At 58.2% G+C, this 18,231-nt stretch carries 11 protein-coding genes and 5 pseudogenes; 9 read left to right on the forward strand and 7 right to left on the reverse strand.

The features are described 5' to 3' along the window. Positions 1–17: 17 nt before the first annotated feature. The 3 genes and pseudogenes from JZY91_RS09320 to JZY91_RS09330 all read right to left on the reverse strand — a co-directional run bounded on the left by JZY91_RS09320 (position 18) and on the right by JZY91_RS09330 (position 5,259). Positions 18–2,769 (reverse strand): annotated as a pseudogene (locus JZY91_RS09320) (ATP-dependent Clp protease ATP-binding subunit). 203 nt (positions 2,770–2,972) lie between these two features. Continuing rightward, on the reverse strand, positions 2,973–4,055 hold the full coding sequence (locus JZY91_RS09325; protein WP_234947608.1) for a hypothetical protein: 1,083 nt from the start codon (positions 4,053–4,055) through the stop codon (positions 2,973–2,975). After that, entirely contained in the window at positions 4,042–5,259 is a 1,218-nt protein-coding gene (locus JZY91_RS09330) for a DUF262 domain-containing protein (RefSeq protein ID WP_234947609.1), read from the reverse strand. The genes JZY91_RS09325 and JZY91_RS09330 overlap by 14 nt, the downstream gene beginning before the upstream one ends. Before the next feature lie 351 nt (positions 5,260–5,610). Between JZY91_RS09330 and JZY91_RS11905 the strand changes: the two are divergent. The 3 genes and pseudogenes from JZY91_RS11905 to JZY91_RS09340 all read left to right on the forward strand — a co-directional run. Further along, a pseudogene (locus JZY91_RS11905) lies at positions 5,611–5,769 on the forward strand (transposase); the annotation flags it as partial. A 6-nt stretch (positions 5,770–5,775) separates the two neighbouring features. Then, positions 5,776–6,117, forward strand: a complete 342-nt coding sequence (locus JZY91_RS09335; protein WP_234947610.1) for a hypothetical protein — start codon at positions 5,776–5,778, stop codon at positions 6,115–6,117. After that, positions 6,114–7,106: a DDE-type integrase/transposase/recombinase gene (locus tag JZY91_RS09340; RefSeq protein WP_234947611.1), complete on the forward strand. Its 993-nt coding sequence runs from the start codon at positions 6,114–6,116 to the stop codon at positions 7,104–7,106. The genes JZY91_RS09335 and JZY91_RS09340 overlap by 4 nt, the downstream gene beginning before the upstream one ends. Positions 7,107–7,387: 281 nt before the next feature. Here JZY91_RS09340 and JZY91_RS09345 read toward each other — a convergent pair. Next, positions 7,388–7,772 (reverse strand): annotated as a pseudogene (locus JZY91_RS09345) (IS256 family transposase); the annotation flags it as partial. A 240-nt stretch (positions 7,773–8,012) separates the two neighbouring features. Here JZY91_RS09345 and istA point away from each other — a divergent pair. Both istA and istB read left to right on the forward strand, forming a co-directional pair. Continuing rightward, positions 8,013–9,503: an IS21 family transposase gene (istA, locus tag JZY91_RS09350; protein ID WP_234947520.1), complete on the forward strand. Its 1,491-nt coding sequence runs from the start codon at positions 8,013–8,015 to the stop codon at positions 9,501–9,503. Next, positions 9,500–10,240 carry an IS21-like element helper ATPase IstB gene (gene istB / locus JZY91_RS09355; protein WP_234947519.1) on the forward strand — a complete coding sequence of 247 codons (741 nt, stop codon included), beginning with the start codon at positions 9,500–9,502 and terminating at the stop codon, positions 10,238–10,240. Before istA ends, istB begins: the two co-directional genes overlap by 4 nt. 95 nt (positions 10,241–10,335) lie before the next feature. Here istB and JZY91_RS09360 read toward each other — a convergent pair. Next, positions 10,336–11,163: pseudogene (locus JZY91_RS09360) on the reverse strand (IS1249 family transposase); the annotation flags it as partial. A gap of 290 nt (positions 11,164–11,453) precedes the next feature. Here JZY91_RS09360 and JZY91_RS09365 point away from each other — a divergent pair. The 4 genes from JZY91_RS09365 (at position 11,454) to JZY91_RS09380 (ending at position 16,634) form a co-directional block, all read left to right on the forward strand. Further along, the gene (locus tag JZY91_RS09365) at positions 11,454–12,635 is read left to right on the forward strand and encodes an IS1249 family transposase (RefSeq protein ID WP_234947517.1); all 1,182 of its coding nucleotides are present in this window, start codon (positions 11,454–11,456) and stop codon (positions 12,633–12,635) included. Between the two features lie 314 nt (positions 12,636–12,949). Beyond that, positions 12,950–14,299 carry an IS256 family transposase gene (locus JZY91_RS09370; RefSeq protein WP_234947083.1) on the forward strand — a complete coding sequence of 450 codons (1,350 nt, stop codon included), beginning with the start codon at positions 12,950–12,952 and terminating at the stop codon, positions 14,297–14,299. 64 nt (positions 14,300–14,363) lie between these two features. Next, positions 14,364–15,545 (forward strand): IS1249 family transposase, encoded by a 1,182-nt coding sequence (locus JZY91_RS09375; RefSeq protein ID WP_234947517.1) that lies wholly within the window; start codon positions 14,364–14,366, stop codon positions 15,543–15,545. A 420-nt stretch (positions 15,546–15,965) separates the two neighbouring features. Continuing rightward, the gene (locus JZY91_RS09380; protein ID WP_234947612.1) at positions 15,966–16,634 is read left to right on the forward strand and encodes a hypothetical protein; all 669 of its coding nucleotides are present in this window, start codon (positions 15,966–15,968) and stop codon (positions 16,632–16,634) included. 621 nt (positions 16,635–17,255) lie between these two features. Here the strand turns inward: JZY91_RS09380 and JZY91_RS09385 are convergent. Both JZY91_RS09385 and JZY91_RS09390 read right to left on the reverse strand, forming a co-directional pair. Further along, positions 17,256–17,822 (reverse strand): annotated as a pseudogene (locus tag JZY91_RS09385) (ATP-binding protein); the annotation flags it as partial. A 12-nt stretch (positions 17,823–17,834) separates the two neighbouring features. Then, positions 17,835–18,038, reverse strand: coding sequence for a hypothetical protein (locus JZY91_RS09390; RefSeq protein WP_234947613.1), 204 nt, complete (start codon positions 18,036–18,038; stop codon positions 17,835–17,837). Between the last annotated feature and the right edge of the window lie 193 nt (positions 18,039–18,231).

The raw sequence follows: 18,231 nt of genomic DNA on the forward strand, positions 1-18,231 counted from the left end.
GTATTTGGCCCACTACGCTACGCCGGCTCGACCGGGCCGCGGCCATCCTCGTCGAGCTCGCCGCCGAAGTCGTCCCCGTCGTCCGGCTCGTTGCCGTCGCGCTCATCCGGGAACTCGGATGCTTCGGTCGGCTGCTCTGCCTTGTCCGGGTCGATCTCGCGGATCTCTTCCTCGAGCTCACGGTCAGCGTCGTCGAAGGTGTCCGCCGGCAGCGGCTTAGGGCGCGGCGTGAAGGTGAACGTTGCGCCCTCGGCAACCTTGCCGCGCGCGTCGCGGGCGGCTTCCACGTCGCCGTCCCAGCCCTCGACGTCTACGGTGATGATCTCGCCGGCACCAATCTCGCCGAAGAGGATCTTCTCGGACAGCACGTCCTCGATCTCACGCTGAATCGTGCGACGCAGCGGGCGCGCGCCCAGCACCGGATCGAAGCCTCGGAGCGCCAGCAAGTTCTTCGCCTTGTCGGTGAGCTCAATGCCCATGTCCTGCGCGGCCAGGTTCTTGTCCACGCGGGCGATGAGCAGGTCCACCATCTCCACGATCTCTTCCTGGGTGAGCTGGCGGAACACCACAATCTCATCGATACGGTTCAGGAACTCGGGGCGGAAGTGCTTCTTCAGCTCGTCGTGCACCTTGTTCTTCATGCGCTCGTACTGCGCATCCGTGTCGGTGGCGGTGTTGCCGCTGAAGCCCAGACCCACGGCCTTGGAGATGTCGCCAGTACCCAGGTTGGAGGTGAAGATCAGCACCGTGTTTTTGAAGTCCACGTTGCGTCCCTGACCGTCAGTGACGTGGCCCTCCTCGAGCACCTGCAGGAGCGTGTTGTAGATCTCCTTGTGCGCCTTCTCAATTTCGTCGAAGAGCACCACAGAGAACGGCTTACGACGCACCTTCTCCGTCAGCTGGCCACCCTCCTCGTAGCCCACGTATCCCGGAGGGGCACCAAAGAGTCGGGACGCGGTGAAGCGGTCGTGGAACTCGCCCATGTCCACCTGGATCAGGGAATCCTCGTCGCCGAACAGGAACTCCGCGAGTGCCTTGGACAGCTCCGTCTTACCCACACCGGACGGGCCGGCGAAAATGAAGGAACCGCTCGGACGCTTCGGGTCCTTCAGGCCCGCACGCGTACGGCGGATCGAGCGGGACACAGCCCTTCACAGCCTCATCCTGACCGATGATGCGCTTGTGCAGCTCATCTTCCATGTGCAGCAGACGCGAGGATTCGGACTCCGTCAGCTTGAACACCGGGATGCCGGTCCAGTGCGCCAGCACCTCGGCGATCTGGTCCTCGCCAACCTCGGCGATCTCCTCCAGGTCGTCCGAGCGCCACTTCTTTTCCTTCTCTGCGCGCTCCTCGCCGAGCTTGCGCTCGGTGTCGCGCAGGCCGGCAGCCTTTTCGAAGTCCTGGGCGTCAATCGCCGCTTCCTTCTCCTTGCGAACTTCCGCGATGCGATCATCCACCTCGCGCAGCTCCTCCGGAGCGGTCATGCGCTTGATGCGCATGCGGGCACCAGCCTCGTCAAGCAGGTCCACGGCCTTATCCGGCAGAAAGCGGTCGTTGATGTAGCGATCTGACAGGTTCGCAGCCGCGGATAGCGCGCCGTCCGTGTAGGACACACGGTGGTGCGCCTCGTAGCGGTCACGCAGCCCCTTAAGGATGGTGATCGTGTCCTCCACGCTCGGCTCATCCACCTGTACCGGCTGGAAACGACGTTCAAGCGCCGCGTCCTTCTCAATGTGCTTTCGGTACTCATCCAGCGTGGTCGCACCGATGGTCTGCAGCTCACCGCGGGCCAGTTTCGGCTTCAGCAGCGACGCAGCATCGATTGCACCTTCAGCAGCACCCGCGCCGACGAGCGTGTGAATCTCATCGATGAATAGGATGATGTCGCCGCGCTGGTTGATCTCCTTAAGCACCTTCTTCAACCGCTCCTCGAAGTCACCGCGGTAGCGGGAACCAGCAACCAGCGAGCCAAGGTCCAGCGAGTACACCTGCTTGTCCTTGAGCGTCTCTGGCACCTTGCCGTTGGCGATATCCAAAGCAAGGCCCTCGACGACGGCCGTCTTACCCACACCCGGCTCGCCAATCAGCACCGGGTTGTTCTTGGTACGACGGGAGAGCACCTGCATGATGCGCTCGATTTCCTTGTCGCGGCCCACGACCGGGTCGAGCTTGCCCTCCTTTGCAGCGGCGGTGAGGTTGCGCCCGAACTGGTCCAGCACCAGGGAGGAGGATCGCTCACCCTGCTGCGGTCCACCGCTCCGCGGACCCGGCCCACCAGCCGATGCTCCGGCGGGCTGCTGCGGAGACTCCGGGTTCTGGCCCTCGCCGCCCTCGTACCCCGAGAGCAGCTGGATAACCTGCTGACGCACGCGAGGCAGGTCGGCGCCGAGCTTGATCAGAACCTGAGCTGCGACACCCTCGCCCTCACGGATGAGGCCGAGCAGCAGAAACTCGGTGCCGATGTACTTGTGCCCCATCTGCAGCCCCTCGCGTAAGGAAAGCTCAAGCACCTTCTTGGCGCGCGGGGTAAACGGGATGTGACCGGTCACCGGCTGAGTGCCGTGGCCAATGATGTCGATGACCTCGCGGCGCACGTCCTCGAGGTTAATCCCCATCGACTCGAGGGCTTTGGCGGCTACGCCTTCGCCCTCTTTAATAAGCCCGAGCAGGATGTGCTCGGTGCCCATGTAATTGTGGTTAAGCTCGCGCGCTTCTTCCTGGGCAAGGACAATGACGCGGCGAGCGCGGTCGGTAAATCGTTCGAACATTCTTCGTGTACCTTCATCGAGTTTCAAGAGTTACTGGAAGCGAGAACCAACCATAACGCTGCTTCTATCGCTTGGTTACTACAAGGCCGTTAGTAACGTTCTCGCCGCCCGATTAGCACTGCTCAGCAGCATTTATGCTGGTAGCGAACAACCTGAATGCTTGCATTTCGGACCGACACTGCAGACTTAACCGAATCCGCAACCTACAGAAAATTTAAGGCTTTCGCTTCAGATCCGAAAATAGGAAAGAAGTGGAGCTTTCCGGCCTGGTGCTTGTTCCGCCATTTCGAGGAAGGCTCGCTTTTCAATTCAGCCCTAACTTGGAATCCTGCTTCTTCGATGGAAAAGTTTTGTTGATCGACTGAGTCTGTAGGGGGTGGAGGGAGCTGGAGAAGACCGAAGCTCGAGCAGTCGGGGCGAAAAATCTTCTGCCAACCATCAGCCGCCATCAGTACTAGCCCCGAAGGAAAGCTGTTATAGAACTGCAGGTAACTGGTTTTACTCTCAAAGGTTAGCCACGGATTAATCTGATCGGTGTAGTGGATGTTTCTTACGCTGGCGGAGTTATTACCGCCGTCCGATAAAATCCCTAGGATGCTGACCATTAATGCTTGAAAGACATGGTCTACGTGTTCGATGACGACGCACATAGCTTCTACGTTAGTTTCAAACTCTTCCAAGCTCGGATACTGCTCTAGTAGAGGCCCGTGAACAACGTAGTTTCTAATCTCAAATACGTCGTCCGACTTCGACACGTAGGAACGGTCAAATATGGAGCTACACCGCTTCTCGAGCTCGTGATCGTAGACTGAGAATAACTTCACTATCCGTTGGATAAGTTTGTTATAAGTTTCGGAACCTAGATTGGCAGTACGAGATCTGGCAACGAGGCGGTGAAATTCTGGGGGTTCGCCGGCATCGACTGACGGAGCCTTGAGGTGATCGGCCACCTGAGTATACACGGCGAGTTGATCCCGCTTTGGTGCATCACCCCACCAGTACTTACTTTTGCTACTCAGCTCGGCAGCTAAATCGGAGCATGCAGTTTCGAAGGCTGCCCACTCAGCTGGGCGCGTTCTCTGCAGCTGGAGAGCATTCCGCTCGTTGAGATCCCAAAGAACTCTAAAGCAAGCTTCCAGCCTACTTAAGGCGTTTTCTTCGAAATTGGCAATCTGCTGGGCAACGAACCCTCTGGTCAGAAGCGATTTGATTTCGAGGCGCTCATCTGAAGCGAGATCTCTTGCGAAGGTCCGCTGGAGACGTGCAAGCTCGTTAGCGTCCAGCATTACTCTCGTCCACGTAACCGCGAATTATTTTTTGAACCATTGAGACCCGCTTGAGGAAATCGGCTCGATCAGTTTTTCGCCCATCGAAGGTCGATTTCTCCTTGATGTAGAGAGATTGAACATCCTGCCGAATCTCCGACGCATGTTCGCGTAATAACGCACTGTGTCCGATATAGTCACAGAAAGCGGCCATCAGGGTGTCATAAACTAACACCGAACGTTGGCGAACTAACTTCATTTCACCAGCGCGCTGTCGAACCGCGAAGAGCGCCTCATCCTCAAAGAGATCCAGCAAAAGACCGCAGGTCTGATCAAAGATTGCCCCAATTTCTTTAACAACGCCCTCATCCAGTTGGCGGTTACCCAAATACCAGTAAGCATCAAGAAACTCTTTGTAAGTTCCGCTCCCTCCGATCTCACCTCTCTGACGGTTCGCAAAAAATCGCAGAATTAGTTCTTCGGCCCCCCCTCTCTTCAGGAGTTCGTACTGGGTTGCGTTTAGTGTATCCCCAGCTTGGGCTGCGATCTCAGCATCTGTGATTCCCCACAAGTCTCTGAATGCCCTTGATTTGGCGACCAGTCGGCTGATTTCATTTGAAAGAGGCCCGGAACTCGCCGCATTTCTAAGTTCCTGAGCGTTGAGGGCCATGCCGCCAGTGTTCAGCCGAGAAAACACCTCATTCTTCAGGTCCCCTGCTGCGGAAGTCGTTTTTGCAGATTCTGTGAGTAGGATCACCGATGAGAGGTATCGCCTGTCGATTCCCTGCCGAATCTTTTCGGGTAGATCGTTTCTCGTCATCCCGTTCAGTGGTGCCCAAACTTCCAGCCCGGTCAATACAAGATCGTTCTGATAAAAGTTCCGAATGGTCGACAATCTTTGCAGGCCATCCATTACCTCATATTGGGCGTAGCTGGTTTCGTAGAGAAATATGGGCGGGATTGGGATGTTCATCAAAAACGATTCGATGAGTTTTGACTGCTTCTCGATCGACCACGTTTCTTCCCTTTGATAAGAAGGGTGCAAGTCGTATATCTGGTCCTCAACTATCGACCGCGCTAGTTCCGGAAGTTGAGTTCGACCTTGCTCAGTGACAATACGGTAAGTGCCCGCCTCGTACTGCGCCTCCAAGTCCTTGGACGGATCAACTTCGAAAGCGTACCTCTCGCCTGTCTTCAGCGCTTCACCTGCGATTAAGCGTGCCATAACACCCCAACCCTCTTACATATGGTATTGACACTTACTTTAACTGATCCGCTCGGATATTCCTCTGGTTTTCCCATAAAATCCAAATTATCGCTTCTGCCTTGCCCAAAAAGGAACCCTTCGCGCGGAGTGCTTATGGTGGGGACTGAAGCTTTCCTGTGAACCGTCGGCCATCGGTGAGGAGTTCCAGATGAGTTATCCGTTGGCGGTTCGTGAGCGTGCCGTCGAGCTTTACGGCAAGGGTCTAGAGCCGCAGCAGGTACGCGCCCGTTTGCGTGAGGAAGGTGTCGATCCTGTTCCCTCGGCGGCGTCGATTGGCGGTGGGCAGTTGATGCTGAGCACGGTGTTGAGGTGGATCATCGCCGGCGCAGCCCGAGTGAGATCGCCGCAGCGGTGCGGGCGGCATTGACCTCACCGGGGTCGCTGCGGAAGATGAGCCGGCAAGTTGGTGTGTCGCCGGCTACGTTGTCGATTTGGGTCCGCAGTTTCGCTCCTGAAGAAGAGACGCGGCGTGGGATGAGCCCTGAGCAGCTAGAGCAGGCGACACTGTGGCGTGTGGAACAACATAAACGCCGCCCGCGCAAAAGCGCATCGCCGCAAGCTTCCAAGCCGTCTAGCGCTAAGGCTGCCAAGATTGCCAGTGAGCAGCACGTGACGCAGCTCGATGATGCTGCGTTGCCGGATGATCCCGAAGAGCTTAAAGCGATGTTGCGCCACGAGCGGTTTTTACGGCTTGCGGATAGGGCCTTGTTCGAGGCTGCGATGGAGTCGGAGGGAAAAGCCCCAGCCCGGAGACGTTCGACAGCGTGGTCGTCGCTCAAGCTGTTCAGCGACTCCGGGCGCACGGATATCAAGTGAAAGCCAGCTGCGAGCACTTCGGGTTGAACCCGAGCACCTACAAGCATGCGTGCCGGCGGTTAAAGTACCCGACGTCGAAGCGCAAAGCTGCCGCAGCGGCGGTCATCGCGGTGTCGAAAGCGAGCAACGGCATCTACGGCTACCGCAGGATCTTGGCGCTGTGCAGGCAAAACGGGTGGACGATAGGTGAGAAAACAGTACGCGCCATCATGTACGAAGAAAACCTCACCCCGAAGTCCAAGCGCGCCATGAGGTACCGCTCCTACAAAGGAGAAAACGCCCACCGGCCGGCGAATAAGCTGCTCATCGGGGACCTGGATGAAGCAGCGGCCGCAGATGTCGTTGTCTCGCAGGGCTACTCGCGCGAAGCACGCAGGCGTCGCGCTGCCCTTGAGCCCGACTTGGTTCACGACTTCTACGCCGATAAACCGAACGAGAAGTTCGGCACCGACGTCACTGAGTTCGCCTGCCGAGACGGCAAGGTCTTCTTCAGCCCCCTGATCGACTTCCATGACAATCTGCCCGTCGTCTATACCATGAGCACCAGCCCGAACGCCGCGCTGACGAACACCATGCTGGAGGCTGCGTTGGCAACCTTCCAGCCCGGAACCAAGCCGGTCATCCACTCCGACCGCGGGTGGGCCTACCGCCACCCGGAATGGGTCGGCATGCTCACCGACCCCACCCACGACCAGGCAGCATGCGACACCTGCGACCCGGGCAAACCCTGCGACAACGCCTGGGTTGCAATCCCATCGTTGTCGCGAGTCGGCAAAAGCGGCGATAACGCCAGGGTGGAAGGATTCTTCGGCCTGCTCAAAAGGGAGCTCTACGCCGCCGGAATTAACTCCGAAAAGATGGGCACCGAGGACTTCATGGACTATCTTGAAACCCACCTGGACTGGTTCGTCTACGAAAGGCTCACCACACACCCAGGTAAGGGCTACACAACCCTGGCAGAGCGACGCGCTCTAGCCACAGCTACCTAACAAACACGACTAGATGGCCACAGAGGTTCACAGGAAAGCCGCAGTCCCGTGTCAAGCTGGACTGTATTTGGCAGGGGAACTTTTCTAAGACCGGCACCGTCCGAAGCAGCCCTGCACCATCCGGTAGCCCGCCTAGTGCAGCAGAACATTCAGAGGCCAACGGGCATTTGTTTCGATACACGGCCGATCTTCCTAGCTGCTCCGGCGCAGATAGCAGAAGTGTGGGTTAAGTAGCAAAATGTGTGTCCGGTCGGCGTGTCGCCGGTGGGGCACACTTTCTGTTATTTGAGGGGGCCTTTCCTGATTCCTATCGAGTGTTTGTATTCGGTTGGGATAGCGTTGTCGTAGAAGGCTGGTCGGCCTGTGTGTTGGTCGGCTTTGTTTTGGTCTTCTGGTACAAGGCCTGGAACTTTGGCGAGTTGGTCTTGTCCGCAAGTTGCACTGCCTGGCGATCTCGAGCGGGTCGTCAGGCAGCTGCGTTTTGGTGTGCAGGTACCACTCGAGCATCTTGCGTTGCCGCTCTCCTGTCCTACCGCGGTGCGCGTCAGCGATGCGTTTGAGTTGTGCGTTGACCCCGCCTTCGAGGCTGTTTGTGGTTGCTTTCCACCGGTCGGGTTCAAGTGCGTTGGCGGGTGGCTGCAGGTAGGTGAATAGTGTGTCTGATCTGATGTAGTTGGTCCAGTTCGTCTTGGGAAGTAGGCCGTGTTGGCGGCCTGTTTTGGTCCGTTTCAGCGCGGAAAATTAGGCCACTTCCCCATGTGGCTGTGACTGGTGTGGCTCCTTTTTAGAAAGGGAAGGGCCATGCCGATAACCACCCCCAGTAGGTTTCTGTTCCTGAGAAATGTCCCATCTTCGTTTGGCCGCGAGGTCCGGGACTTGGGTTTTCAGGAAGGGACCAGAAAGTAGATGACGATCAGCATGACCACGATCGAAACTATCAGACAGCTCGATGACGAGGGAATGTCCAGACGAGCGATTGCCAAGGCGGTGAACGTGTCGCGCGCTACGGTCGATAAGTACGTTAACCAGGACGATTTCAGCCCAACCGTGCCGGTGAAGACACGCAAACCAGGCTCAATCGTGCTGGGTGAGGCGTTGTGCGCTGTGATTGATGGTTGGCTCGAGGATGATCAGCGCATGCCACGCAAGCAACGCCACACTGCGCAACGCATCTGTGACCGGCTGATCAACGAGCATGGCTATACGGGCTCGTATTCACCGGTGCAGCGCTACGTCAAGCAGTGGAAACAGGACCATAAATCCCCGGGGGATGGGTTCATGGAGTTGGAATGGTCACCGGGGGTCATCCAGGTCGATTTCGGCCAGGCAGAAGTCATCATGGCGTCAGCCGCAAGGGTTGTGCACCTTCTGGTGGTGACGTTTCCGTATTCAAATATGAGGTTTTGCAGGGCCTTTGCCGGCGAAACCGCTGAGTGCGTCATTACCGGGCTTTTAGATGTCATCGACACCGCCGGCGGGGTGCCGACTGAGATGGTCTTCGATAACGCGACCGCCGTTGGGCGCCGTGTCGGCCCGAAAGTGGTGGAATCGGAGCTTTTCGCCGCGTTCAAAGCGCACTATAGGACGAAGGCTCGGTACTGCAATCCGTACTCGGGCCATGAGAAAGGCAATGTGGAAAACGCGGTCGGCTTCATCCGCCGAAACCTGCTTGTGCCTGTGCCGGAAGTAGCCTCCCTAGCGGAGTTGAACACCATCTTGGAGTCCGGGTGCGCCGCGTTTGCTACCCACACCCACTACAAGAAGGCAGCCACGGTCGCTGAACTGTTCAAACAGGATCAGCAAGCGCTCAAAGCGTGCCCGTCGGTGCGGTTTAACCCGGTGCGTTTCGACGTGCGCCGCACCGACAAAACCGGCGTTGTCACCCTAGACGGCAACCGTTACCTGGTCGGGCCTGCCTGGGCGAACAGGCAAGTCACGCTGGAGTTGTCCCACGACACCGTCACCGTTTTAGACGACGACACCAGACGCATCATCGCATTGCCGAGAGTTTTCGGTACCGCAGACTCGACGGTGATCAACCCGATGAGTTTGCTGCCTGGGTTAGCGAAAAAACCCGGGGCGTGGACGAACTCACCGCTTCGCCATCACCTGCCGGACGCTGTCGTGGGCTACCTCGACGGGGCGGATACCGCTACACGCCGGGAGTTTTTCACCCACGCGCAAACCACCGCCACAGAATGCGGATTCGACGCCACCGTCACCGCAGCCGCCGCACTCTTAGAGACCAACGCCCAACCAACCGGGCCTCATCTGGGTATCGCCGCACGCTACAGCTCCCCACCACCACCACAACACACACGAGCGAACCTCACCACCTATGACCAGCTCCTTGCCACCACAACCACCTCACAGCATGCGGAGGTGACCTCACAGTGAGCACCGATACCACCAACAACAAAGACCGCGTGGTGGCTCTTGGCCGCCAGCTCTACCTCACTACCGCCGTGTTACGCCAGTGCGCAGACCATGCCACCCCACGCCAATGCGACATCCTCATTGAGCTCTTCGAAGCGGAGCTTTCTTCCAGGGCCGCATCAAGAGCGCGGCGCCTGATGCACCGCGCGCGTGTCCCGGTACGCAAAACCCTCGACAGCTACGACTGGTCCCCGGTCACCTTGCCCGCCGACATCACCCGCGAACACCTCACCACACTCGACTTCCTCAACGGGTGTGAAGACCTCGTCTTCTACGGCGACGTCGGAACCGGCAAAACACACCTCGCCATCGCACTGGTCACCGCGGCATGTCTCAGAGGCATCCCGGCACGGTTTTTCACCGCCGCAGGACTCGTCGACCATCTACGGAACGCGAAACACGCAGGCAAACTCGACAAAGAGCTCGCATCCCTAGGCAAAAACGAACTCCTCGTCATCGACGAACTCGGCTACATCCCCATCGACACCGACGGGGCAAGACTTCTGTTCCAAGCAATCGCCGACGCGTACGAACAACGCAGCCTGATCATCACCACCAACCTTGCATTTTCCCAATGGGGCCAAGTCTTCGGAAACGACGACATGGCAGCCGCCGCAATCGACCGCATCGTCCACCACGGCCGCATGATCACCTTCACCGGCCAGTCCTACCGCATGGCAAACGCCCTCATGAAATAGCCCCGAAACCCCAGCAACGCTCACACGGCCCAAAACCGTGCAGACCTGGCCTAAAAAACCGAGCCGAAATGGCCTACTACAACTTGACAAAACACAGTGAATAGCCAGTTGCTGTGTGAGAGGTGCAGCAGTGAGTTGTAGGCTTTGCGGACCCTGTCGTGGGTCCATTCCCAGTCGCGGTTTGTGGTGCGGCGCTCTTTGGGTACCTGGGTTTTCTCGTTCAGGAAGGTTTTGTAGACCACGCCGAAGTCGTGCAGCCTGAGCGTCCATTCGCGTGCCTGGTCAAGCGTGGTGATCTTGGTCAGTTTCAGCGCCAGTGCGTAGATCGCCCGCCCGGCGTCGGTGCGGGGCCGGCTGGTGGTGTGGCGGCGGATCACTCGCTGGGCGTGGACGAGGCAGCGTTGGATCAACGCGTTTGGCCAGACGGCTTTGATTGCGGTGTAGGCGCCGCGCCCACCATCGAGCACCACGCATAAGGGCTCGGCGATCTTCGACAGCAGCTGGGTGTAGGCGTGGGCTGATTCCTGCTTTGCCCAGTGCCAGGCGATGACATGGTCCACGCTCGCCGCGATCAGCAGGCAGCCGGCGGCGGTGTAGGTGCCGTCGATGAAGATCTGGTCGTAGACCCGGTTCGGGTCGGGGGTGTTGGGCACATCGATGAGCCAGAACGTCTCGAACCGGCGATCCAATGTCCACCTGCTCACACCCAGGTCACGTGCGATCTGGGGCAGCGGTGTTGTTGATGTGACGTAGCGGTGAAACGCTGTGAAGTCGCGTTTTAAGGCTTGGTCGTTACGGGTGTGGGTGGTGGAGCTGCCGCATTGGGGGTCTTTGCATCGCCATCGTGTCGTGCCTTTAGATGTGGTGCCGTTTTTCTTTGTTTCCCCTGCGCATACGGGGCATCGTGGTCTGCTTGGTGTCACCGGGAAAGCAAATCAACACCCCACTAGCACATACTGGTGCCATTCCGGTGGATTGAACGAAAATGGGGCCCGAATACGGTCTGAAACCATATTCAAGCCCCATTTAGACAGGTTGAGCAGCAGCAATACCGGGTTAAACGACAGAATGTGTGTCCGGATTCGTCGGTTTGTTTGGGATGATCAGGGGTAATCCGGAAAGTATATGCTCCTGGGGCTTATATCTGCCCGAGGGCGGCGAAATACCGGGGTGTGACAGCAGCGTGTGGTAGTGGCCGGTGTTGGCTTGATCAATGCCGAAGAACCAACCCCGCTGCCAAGTGTGCGGCGGCGAGATGAAACGCAACGGAAAGACCTCCGCCAACCGCACCCGGTGGCGATGCAAAACCTGCGGCGCCTCCACCACCAAACAGCGCCCCGATATCACCAACGCCGCAGCCTTCGCAGCATTTATCACACACCTCACGACCGGTGCGAGCTTGAAAACCACTGCCACCGAAGCAGGGTGTCATCCTCGTACCCTCCAACGCCGGTTTAAACACTTCTGGCTAGTTGATGTCCCCGATCCCACGATCGGGCACGAAGGCCGGGTCTACGACCAGGTCTTTCTTGACGGCACCTACACCGCCGGTGGGTGTCTCATCGTGGCCGCCACCTTGGACCACGTCATTGCCTGGCACTGGTGCACACGTGAAACCACCCGCGACTACCAAAGGCTCCTCGAGCGTATCCCCGCACCCTTGATCGCTGTCATCGACGGTGGCCAAGGTGCCGCCAGCGCGATCAAAACATGCTGGCCTAACACCAAGATCCAGCGTTGCCTTGTCCACGCTCAACGCGTGGTGCGCCGGCACACCACCGCACGCCCGCGCACCGATGCAGGACGAGCGATCTATCAGCTCGCGCTCAACCTCACCAAGATCACCGATCTTGACGAGGCGGCCGTGTGGGGTGCGCAGCTGCATGAATACGGCACGATCTACCGCGACTGGATGAACCAGAAAACGTGGACAACCGACCCGGCGACACGTCAACGCACCTGGTCGTGGACACACGAACGCACCCGCAAGGCCTACAACAGCCTCAACCACCTATGGCGCAACAACCTACTGTTCGTCTACCTCGAACCACCCAACGGTGTCCTCGATGTCAGCCGAATCAAAGCCACCACCAACAGCCTGGAAGGCGGCATCAACGCCCAGCTGAAACTGCTGGCCCGCACCCACCGCGGCAGATCCGGTGAGCATCAGCGCCGGATGCTGGAGTGGTGGCTGTATCTGAAAACGGAACTGCCTGACGATCCAGTAGAGATCGCCAGGCAGTCCAACTGGGGCCAGGACCAACTCGCCAAAGTATCCACCCTGACCCCCAACGAGAACCAAGCCAACCACGAAACCGGACGACCAGCCCTCTACGACAACGCTATCGACACCAACTACACACACTCAATCGGCATCCAAAAAGGCCACATCTAACCCCACGACACGCCGAACCCAGACACACATTTTGTCGTTTAACCCGCAATACCCCGAAACCGGACACACATTCTGCTACTTAACTCGAAAGTGTGCCCCACCGGGGACACGCCGACCGGGGGTTAAACGACAGAATGTGTGTCCGGATTCGTCGGTTTGTTTGGGATGATCAGGGGTAATCCGGAAAGTATATGCTCCTGGGGCTTATATCTGCCCGAGGGCGGCGAAATACCGGGGTGTGACAGCAGCGTGTGGTAGGAGGGTGTCAGGAGTTTTGTGTGTGAGGCTCTGATCTGAATGGAGTTTCACCGATAATGACTACGGTGTCACCAAAGAAAGGCTATGACCCGTCGAGGGTCAACGCGATCAGCGAGAAGCTGATGAATAACCCCGAGCTCGCTAAGCTCATCGGGGAGCTCTCCACCTCCACCGATGACGCCAGCGAGCTGGTGAAGGGTCTTCTACAAGCATCGATCAACGCTGGCCTGCAGGCGGAGATGGATGCTCATTTGGGCTACGAGCACTCCGACCGCAAAGCCAAAGCCCAGGTCGATGCCCGGGGTGGTGGTAACCACCGCAATGGGTCGTACACCAAGACCGTGGATTCCGGCTACGGTCCGCTGGAAGTGACCGTGCCCAGGGATCGGGCGGGCACGTTCCGGCCGCAGATGGTGCCCAAGGGCGCTCGCCGGCTCACCGAGCTCGATGACATGATCATCTCCCTGTACGCGGGTGGGATGACCGTGCGCGATATCCAGCATCACCTTGCAACCACCCTGGGTGTGGATATGAGCCCGGATACCATCAGCACGATCACCGACGCGGTGCTCGATGAGGTGATGATCTGGCAGAACCGCCAGTTAGATGAGTTCTACCCGGTGATCTTCCTCGACGCGTTGCGGGTCAAGATCCGCGACGGCCACCGCGTGGTCAACAAGTCCTGCTACATGGCCGTCGGTGTGGACATGGACGGCATCAAACACATCCTGGGCTTGTGGATCGCCGATACCGAAGGTGCCGCATTCTGGGCGTCCGTGTGCGCTGACCTTGCAAACCGTGGGGTGCAGGACGTGTTCATCGTCTGCTGCGACGGGCTCAAGGGCCTGCCCGAGGCGGTGGAGGCAACCTGGCCGAGTTCCATGGTGCAGACCTGTATCGTGCACCTGATTCGGGCGGCGAACAGGTGGGTGTCCTACCAGGACCGCAAACCCGTCTCCAGCGCACTGCGGGAGGTCTACACCGCACCCAACGAAGACACCGCGCGCGCCGCCCTAGACGCGTTCGAAGCATCTGAACTTGGGCGGCGCTACCCCCAGTCGGTGAAGGTATGGCGCGACGCGTGGGATCGGTTCGTGCCGTTTCTGCAGTTCCCGCCGGCAGCCCGCCGGGTGCTCTACACCACGAACTCCATCGAGTCGCTCAACGCGGAATTGCGGAAAGCCACCCGCAACCGGGGCCAGTTCCCGAACGACACTGCGGCGCTGAAGACGCTGTGGTTGATGATCTGCAACATCGAAGACAAGCGTGCCGCCCAGCGTGCGAAGAAGGCGAAACGGGCAACTGAGTGCAACGGCTATATTGAAGGGGCGAAAGCCACCGGGTGGAAACAAGCCATCAACCAACTAGCCGTGGCATACCCCGACCGGTTCGCGGACTACGTGTAAACCAAGCCCCCGCACACAAACAATCGGACACTCTCTGTGGTAGTGGCCGGTGTTGGCTTGATCAATGCCGAAGAACCAACCCCGCTGCCAAGTGTGCGGCGGCGAGATGAAACGCAACGGAAAGACCTCCGCCAACCGCACCCGGTGGCGATGCAAAACCTGCGGCGCCTCCACCACCAAACAGCGCCCCGATATCACCAACGCCGCAGCCTTCGCAGCATTTATCACACACCTCACGACCGGTGCGAGCTTGAAAACCACTGCCACCGAAGCAGGGTGTCATCCTCGTACCCTCCAACGCCGGTTTAAACACTTCTGGCTAGTTGATGTCCCCGATCCCACGATCGGGCACGAAGGCCGGGTCTACGACCAGGTCTTTCTTGACGGCACCTACACCGCCGGTGGGTGTCTCATCGTGGCCGCCACCTTGGACCACGTCATTGCCTGGCACTGGTGCACACGTGAAACCACCCGCGACTACCAAAGGCTCCTCGAGCGTATCCCCGCACCCTTGATCGCTGTCATCGACGGTGGCCAAGGTGCCGCCAGCGCGATCAAAACATGCTGGCCTAACACCAAGATCCAGCGTTGCCTTGTCCACGCTCAACGCGTGGTGCGCCGGCACACCACCGCACGCCCGCGCACCGATGCAGGACGAGCGATCTATCAGCTCGCGCTCAACCTCACCAAGATCACCGATCTTGACGAGGCGGCCGTGTGGGGTGCGCAGCTGCATGAATACGGCACGATCTACCGCGACTGGATGAACCAGAAAACGTGGACAACCGACCCGGCGACACGTCAACGCACCTGGTCGTGGACACACGAACGCACCCGCAAGGCCTACAACAGCCTCAACCACCTATGGCGCAACAACCTACTGTTCGTCTACCTCGAACCACCCAACGGTGTCCTCGATGTCAGCCGAATCAAAGCCACCACCAACAGCCTGGAAGGCGGCATCAACGCCCAGCTGAAACTGCTGGCCCGCACCCACCGCGGCAGATCCGGTGAGCATCAGCGCCGGATGCTGGAGTGGTGGCTGTATCTGAAAACGGAACTGCCTGACGATCCAGTAGAGATCGCCAGGCAGTCCAACTGGGGCCAGGACCAACTCGCCAAAGTATCCACCCTGACCCCCAACGAGAACCAAGCCAACCACGAAACCGGACGACCAGCCCTCTACGACAACGCTATCGACACCAACTACACACACTCAATCGGCATCCAAAAAGGCCACATCTAACCCCACGACACGCCGAACCCAGACACACATTTTGTCGTTTAACCCCTTTTTGCTACTTAACCCCTACTTAACCCCCAAAAAGGAATGGGCGACTGCAACAGCAGTCGCCCATTCCAAAGGGACAGTCAACGACGGCGAACTAGACCGTGGTTCGTCTCCTTCTTCGCTGGGGAAAATTCTCCAGCGGCTAGCGGTAACTATAGCATGGCGAAATGTCAGAGGATGAGATTTTTGTAACAAAATGGACACTTTTCAGACAAAAAGCGACTGTCTTCAAAATTTTAAAACATGTCCTTAGGATCGCCATTAACCCCGATAGCCCTAGCAAATACGCTGCCCCCAACCCGGTATTCCATTTACTATGAAGCCGCCCGAGCGGGGAACATTAGTCCAGACGCACTCTATATTTGGGGGATCCGTATGGCAGGAGCCATCCAAGAAACCCTCGGCCTGACTGAGGTTTATCTTCGCCATGCTATGGACGCGCAGCTACGCTGTGCCCGCGGCGCTCACGGCCAATGGATCGCAAATTATGATCGGGTTGCGCACTTGCAAAGTATTAGAGATTCGCGTGGGCTTCCTTACTTCAACGAACGCAAGCTGAAAGAGGACGTGCGAAGGAATCGTAAAGGCTATGCGCAGAGCCACGCCACCTCAAGGCGCGACATCAACCATGACGACCTGGTGGCCCACTCAACATTTGGCGCGTGGACGCAGTTGCTACCAAACAGGTTCGATCGAAACCAGACTCGGAACAGCTCCCGCGATGCTTTGTGGGAGAAATCCCTGTCCGTAGCCTTTCCCGAACCCATCCGAACCATATCGCGAAGATCGAATCCCGGAGAATCCATTGGCGAGTATGCACGCATCGCAGTTCATCTCCGGAACCGCGCCAATCACGTCGACTCTCTCCTAAATATAGAGATCGCCGAAGCTTTTCAGAATTACATAACGCCTCTGTTATCAGCACTCGGTCCGGAACCCGTTGAGATCGTCAATGCACTTGACCGCGTCGAGGGCATCTGGATGGAGCGACCTTGTAGGATCAACGGGCCTACCTACAATCTCAGGGCGGCGATCCGGTACTGATTAAATTTTTCTTCAACCACGGTTTGCTTACAAGTCAATTCTTGGCCGACAGCCCAATGTGCCAGCCATTGTATAAGCAGCACTGGCTAGGGCCCGCCCGCCTGCGGCCTTGTACGCCGATGAGTGCCACCAACAGTGCGGTCTGATCACGGCCAATGTCCAAGCCATCTCACTGCACGGCCCTCCAAATCTCGTCCACCCCATACACGCAGAAGTTGTCCTCGACGACTTTCACCAACTCGGAGATAAGTAGCGCGTGTGACAAGCTCCTTGCCGCTAGGGCTCGCGTTTTCGCTACTCGGTAGCCGCAGAAGGTGACTAATCCATACAGATGGCCCAGACCTGGAAGCTATCGCGATACGCGCCGATACATCCGATCATCGTCCGGATAGACGGGCCAGTTCCGCTGTGAAGTAGCTGACGCTGTAAGCGCTCTTCGAAATGTAGCCCCTTGGCGCTCTTTGAAAAGTAGCCCAGTGTGGTCGTTGGTTATTGTGCCTGAAGTGGTTGCAGGGCGGGGGTTGTTGCGTGTTTAGACCACGCAAATGGTAGCGGTGTGGTGGCTTTCTGGTAGCGCCCGCGTGGGTTTGTGGTAGCGGTGCTCCCACGTGGGCGGTTGGTCTATTGGTTCGGGGTCAGTCGCATGTTTTCTCCTTCGATGGTGATGATTTCGGCGCCGGCGACGAGGCGGTTGAGGATGGATTCGGCAATCACGGCATCTGGGGTGGATTTGTACCACTCGTCCGGGGTGAACTGCGATGTCACGATGGTTGCTCCGCGGCCTTCACGCTCAGCGAAGATGTTGAGCAACTGGTGCGCGGTGGGTGCGTCGATGGGTGTAGTCAAGAAGTCGTCGAGGACTAACACGTCGGTGTTGTGCAGCTCGGTGAGAAACGTGATCCGTTCTGGATCAGCTGGAGTGAGCACGGCGAGGTGGTTGGCTAGGGTGTCGGTGCGGAAAAACGTTGCGGAGTAGTCCTTGCGGCACGCCGCGGCGAGCAATGCAAGTGCGAGGTAGGTTTTGCCGACTGAGGATTTGCCCAGGACGACAATGTTTTGGGTGTTTTGGCACCATTGGCAGTGAGCGAGTCTGCTGATTTGCTCTTTGTTGATGGTGCGGCCGGGCGCGTAGGTGATGTCTTCGACGCAAGCATCGGGATTTGGCGATCGGGATGCTTTGAGTAGTTTGGCGACCCGCCTTTAGCGTTTGGCCGCGACCTGTTTGTCGATGGCGTAGAGGATTTTGTCGGAGAAGCTCCAGTCGTCGAAGTCGGGGTTGTGGGCGATGTCGATGACGGTTTGTCCGAACGCGGTCATCCTCAAGTCGGTCAACACCGGCAGGATCGACTCGTCAAGAAAGCGCGCGCTTGCTGAAGCTGGCTGTGGGGTCGTTTGGGTGGTCATGGTTAGTAGGGTCCTTTCTTGGTGAGGTTGTCGAGGCTGAACTGGGCCGCGCCACCTAGGAAGGCACCTGTGGTGTCGTGCGCGGATGGTTGGGGTGTATTTGTGTCCGCTTGTGGCGTGGTGAACGTCGCTGCGGGTGGCACAGGTCCAGTGGGTCGTGTGGCTGCTTCTTTACGCACGACGGCCATCATGG

It is taken from the genome of Corynebacterium sp. CNCTC7651 (assembly GCF_021496665.1).
In the GTDB taxonomy this organism is placed as follows: Bacteria; Actinomycetota; Actinomycetes; order Mycobacteriales; family Mycobacteriaceae; genus Corynebacterium.

Bases quoted from the DNA above. Each gene is read 5' to 3' on its own strand.
- JZY91_RS09325 (WP_234947608.1), bottom strand. From the start codon at position 4,055: ATGCTGGACGCTAACGAGCTTGCACGTCTCCAGCGGACCTTCGCAAGA.
- JZY91_RS09330 (WP_234947609.1), bottom strand. From the start codon at position 5,259: ATGGCACGCTTAATCGCAGGTGAAGCGCTGAAGACAGGCGAGAGGTAC.
- JZY91_RS09335 (WP_234947610.1), top strand. From the start codon at position 5,776: ATGAGCCCTGAGCAGCTAGAGCAGGCGACACTGTGGCGTGTGGAACAA.
- istA (WP_234947520.1), top strand. From the start codon at position 8,013: ATGACGATCAGCATGACCACGATCGAAACTATCAGACAGCTCGATGAC.
- JZY91_RS09365 (WP_234947517.1), top strand. From the start codon at position 11,454: ATGCCGAAGAACCAACCCCGCTGCCAAGTGTGCGGCGGCGAGATGAAA.
- JZY91_RS09370 (WP_234947083.1), top strand. From the start codon at position 12,950: ATGACTACGGTGTCACCAAAGAAAGGCTATGACCCGTCGAGGGTCAAC.
- JZY91_RS09375 (WP_234947517.1), top strand. From the start codon at position 14,364: ATGCCGAAGAACCAACCCCGCTGCCAAGTGTGCGGCGGCGAGATGAAA.
- JZY91_RS09380 (WP_234947612.1), top strand. From the start codon at position 15,966: ATGGCAGGAGCCATCCAAGAAACCCTCGGCCTGACTGAGGTTTATCTT.
- JZY91_RS09390 (WP_234947613.1), bottom strand. From the start codon at position 18,038: ATGACCACCCAAACGACCCCACAGCCAGCTTCAGCAAGCGCGCGCTTT.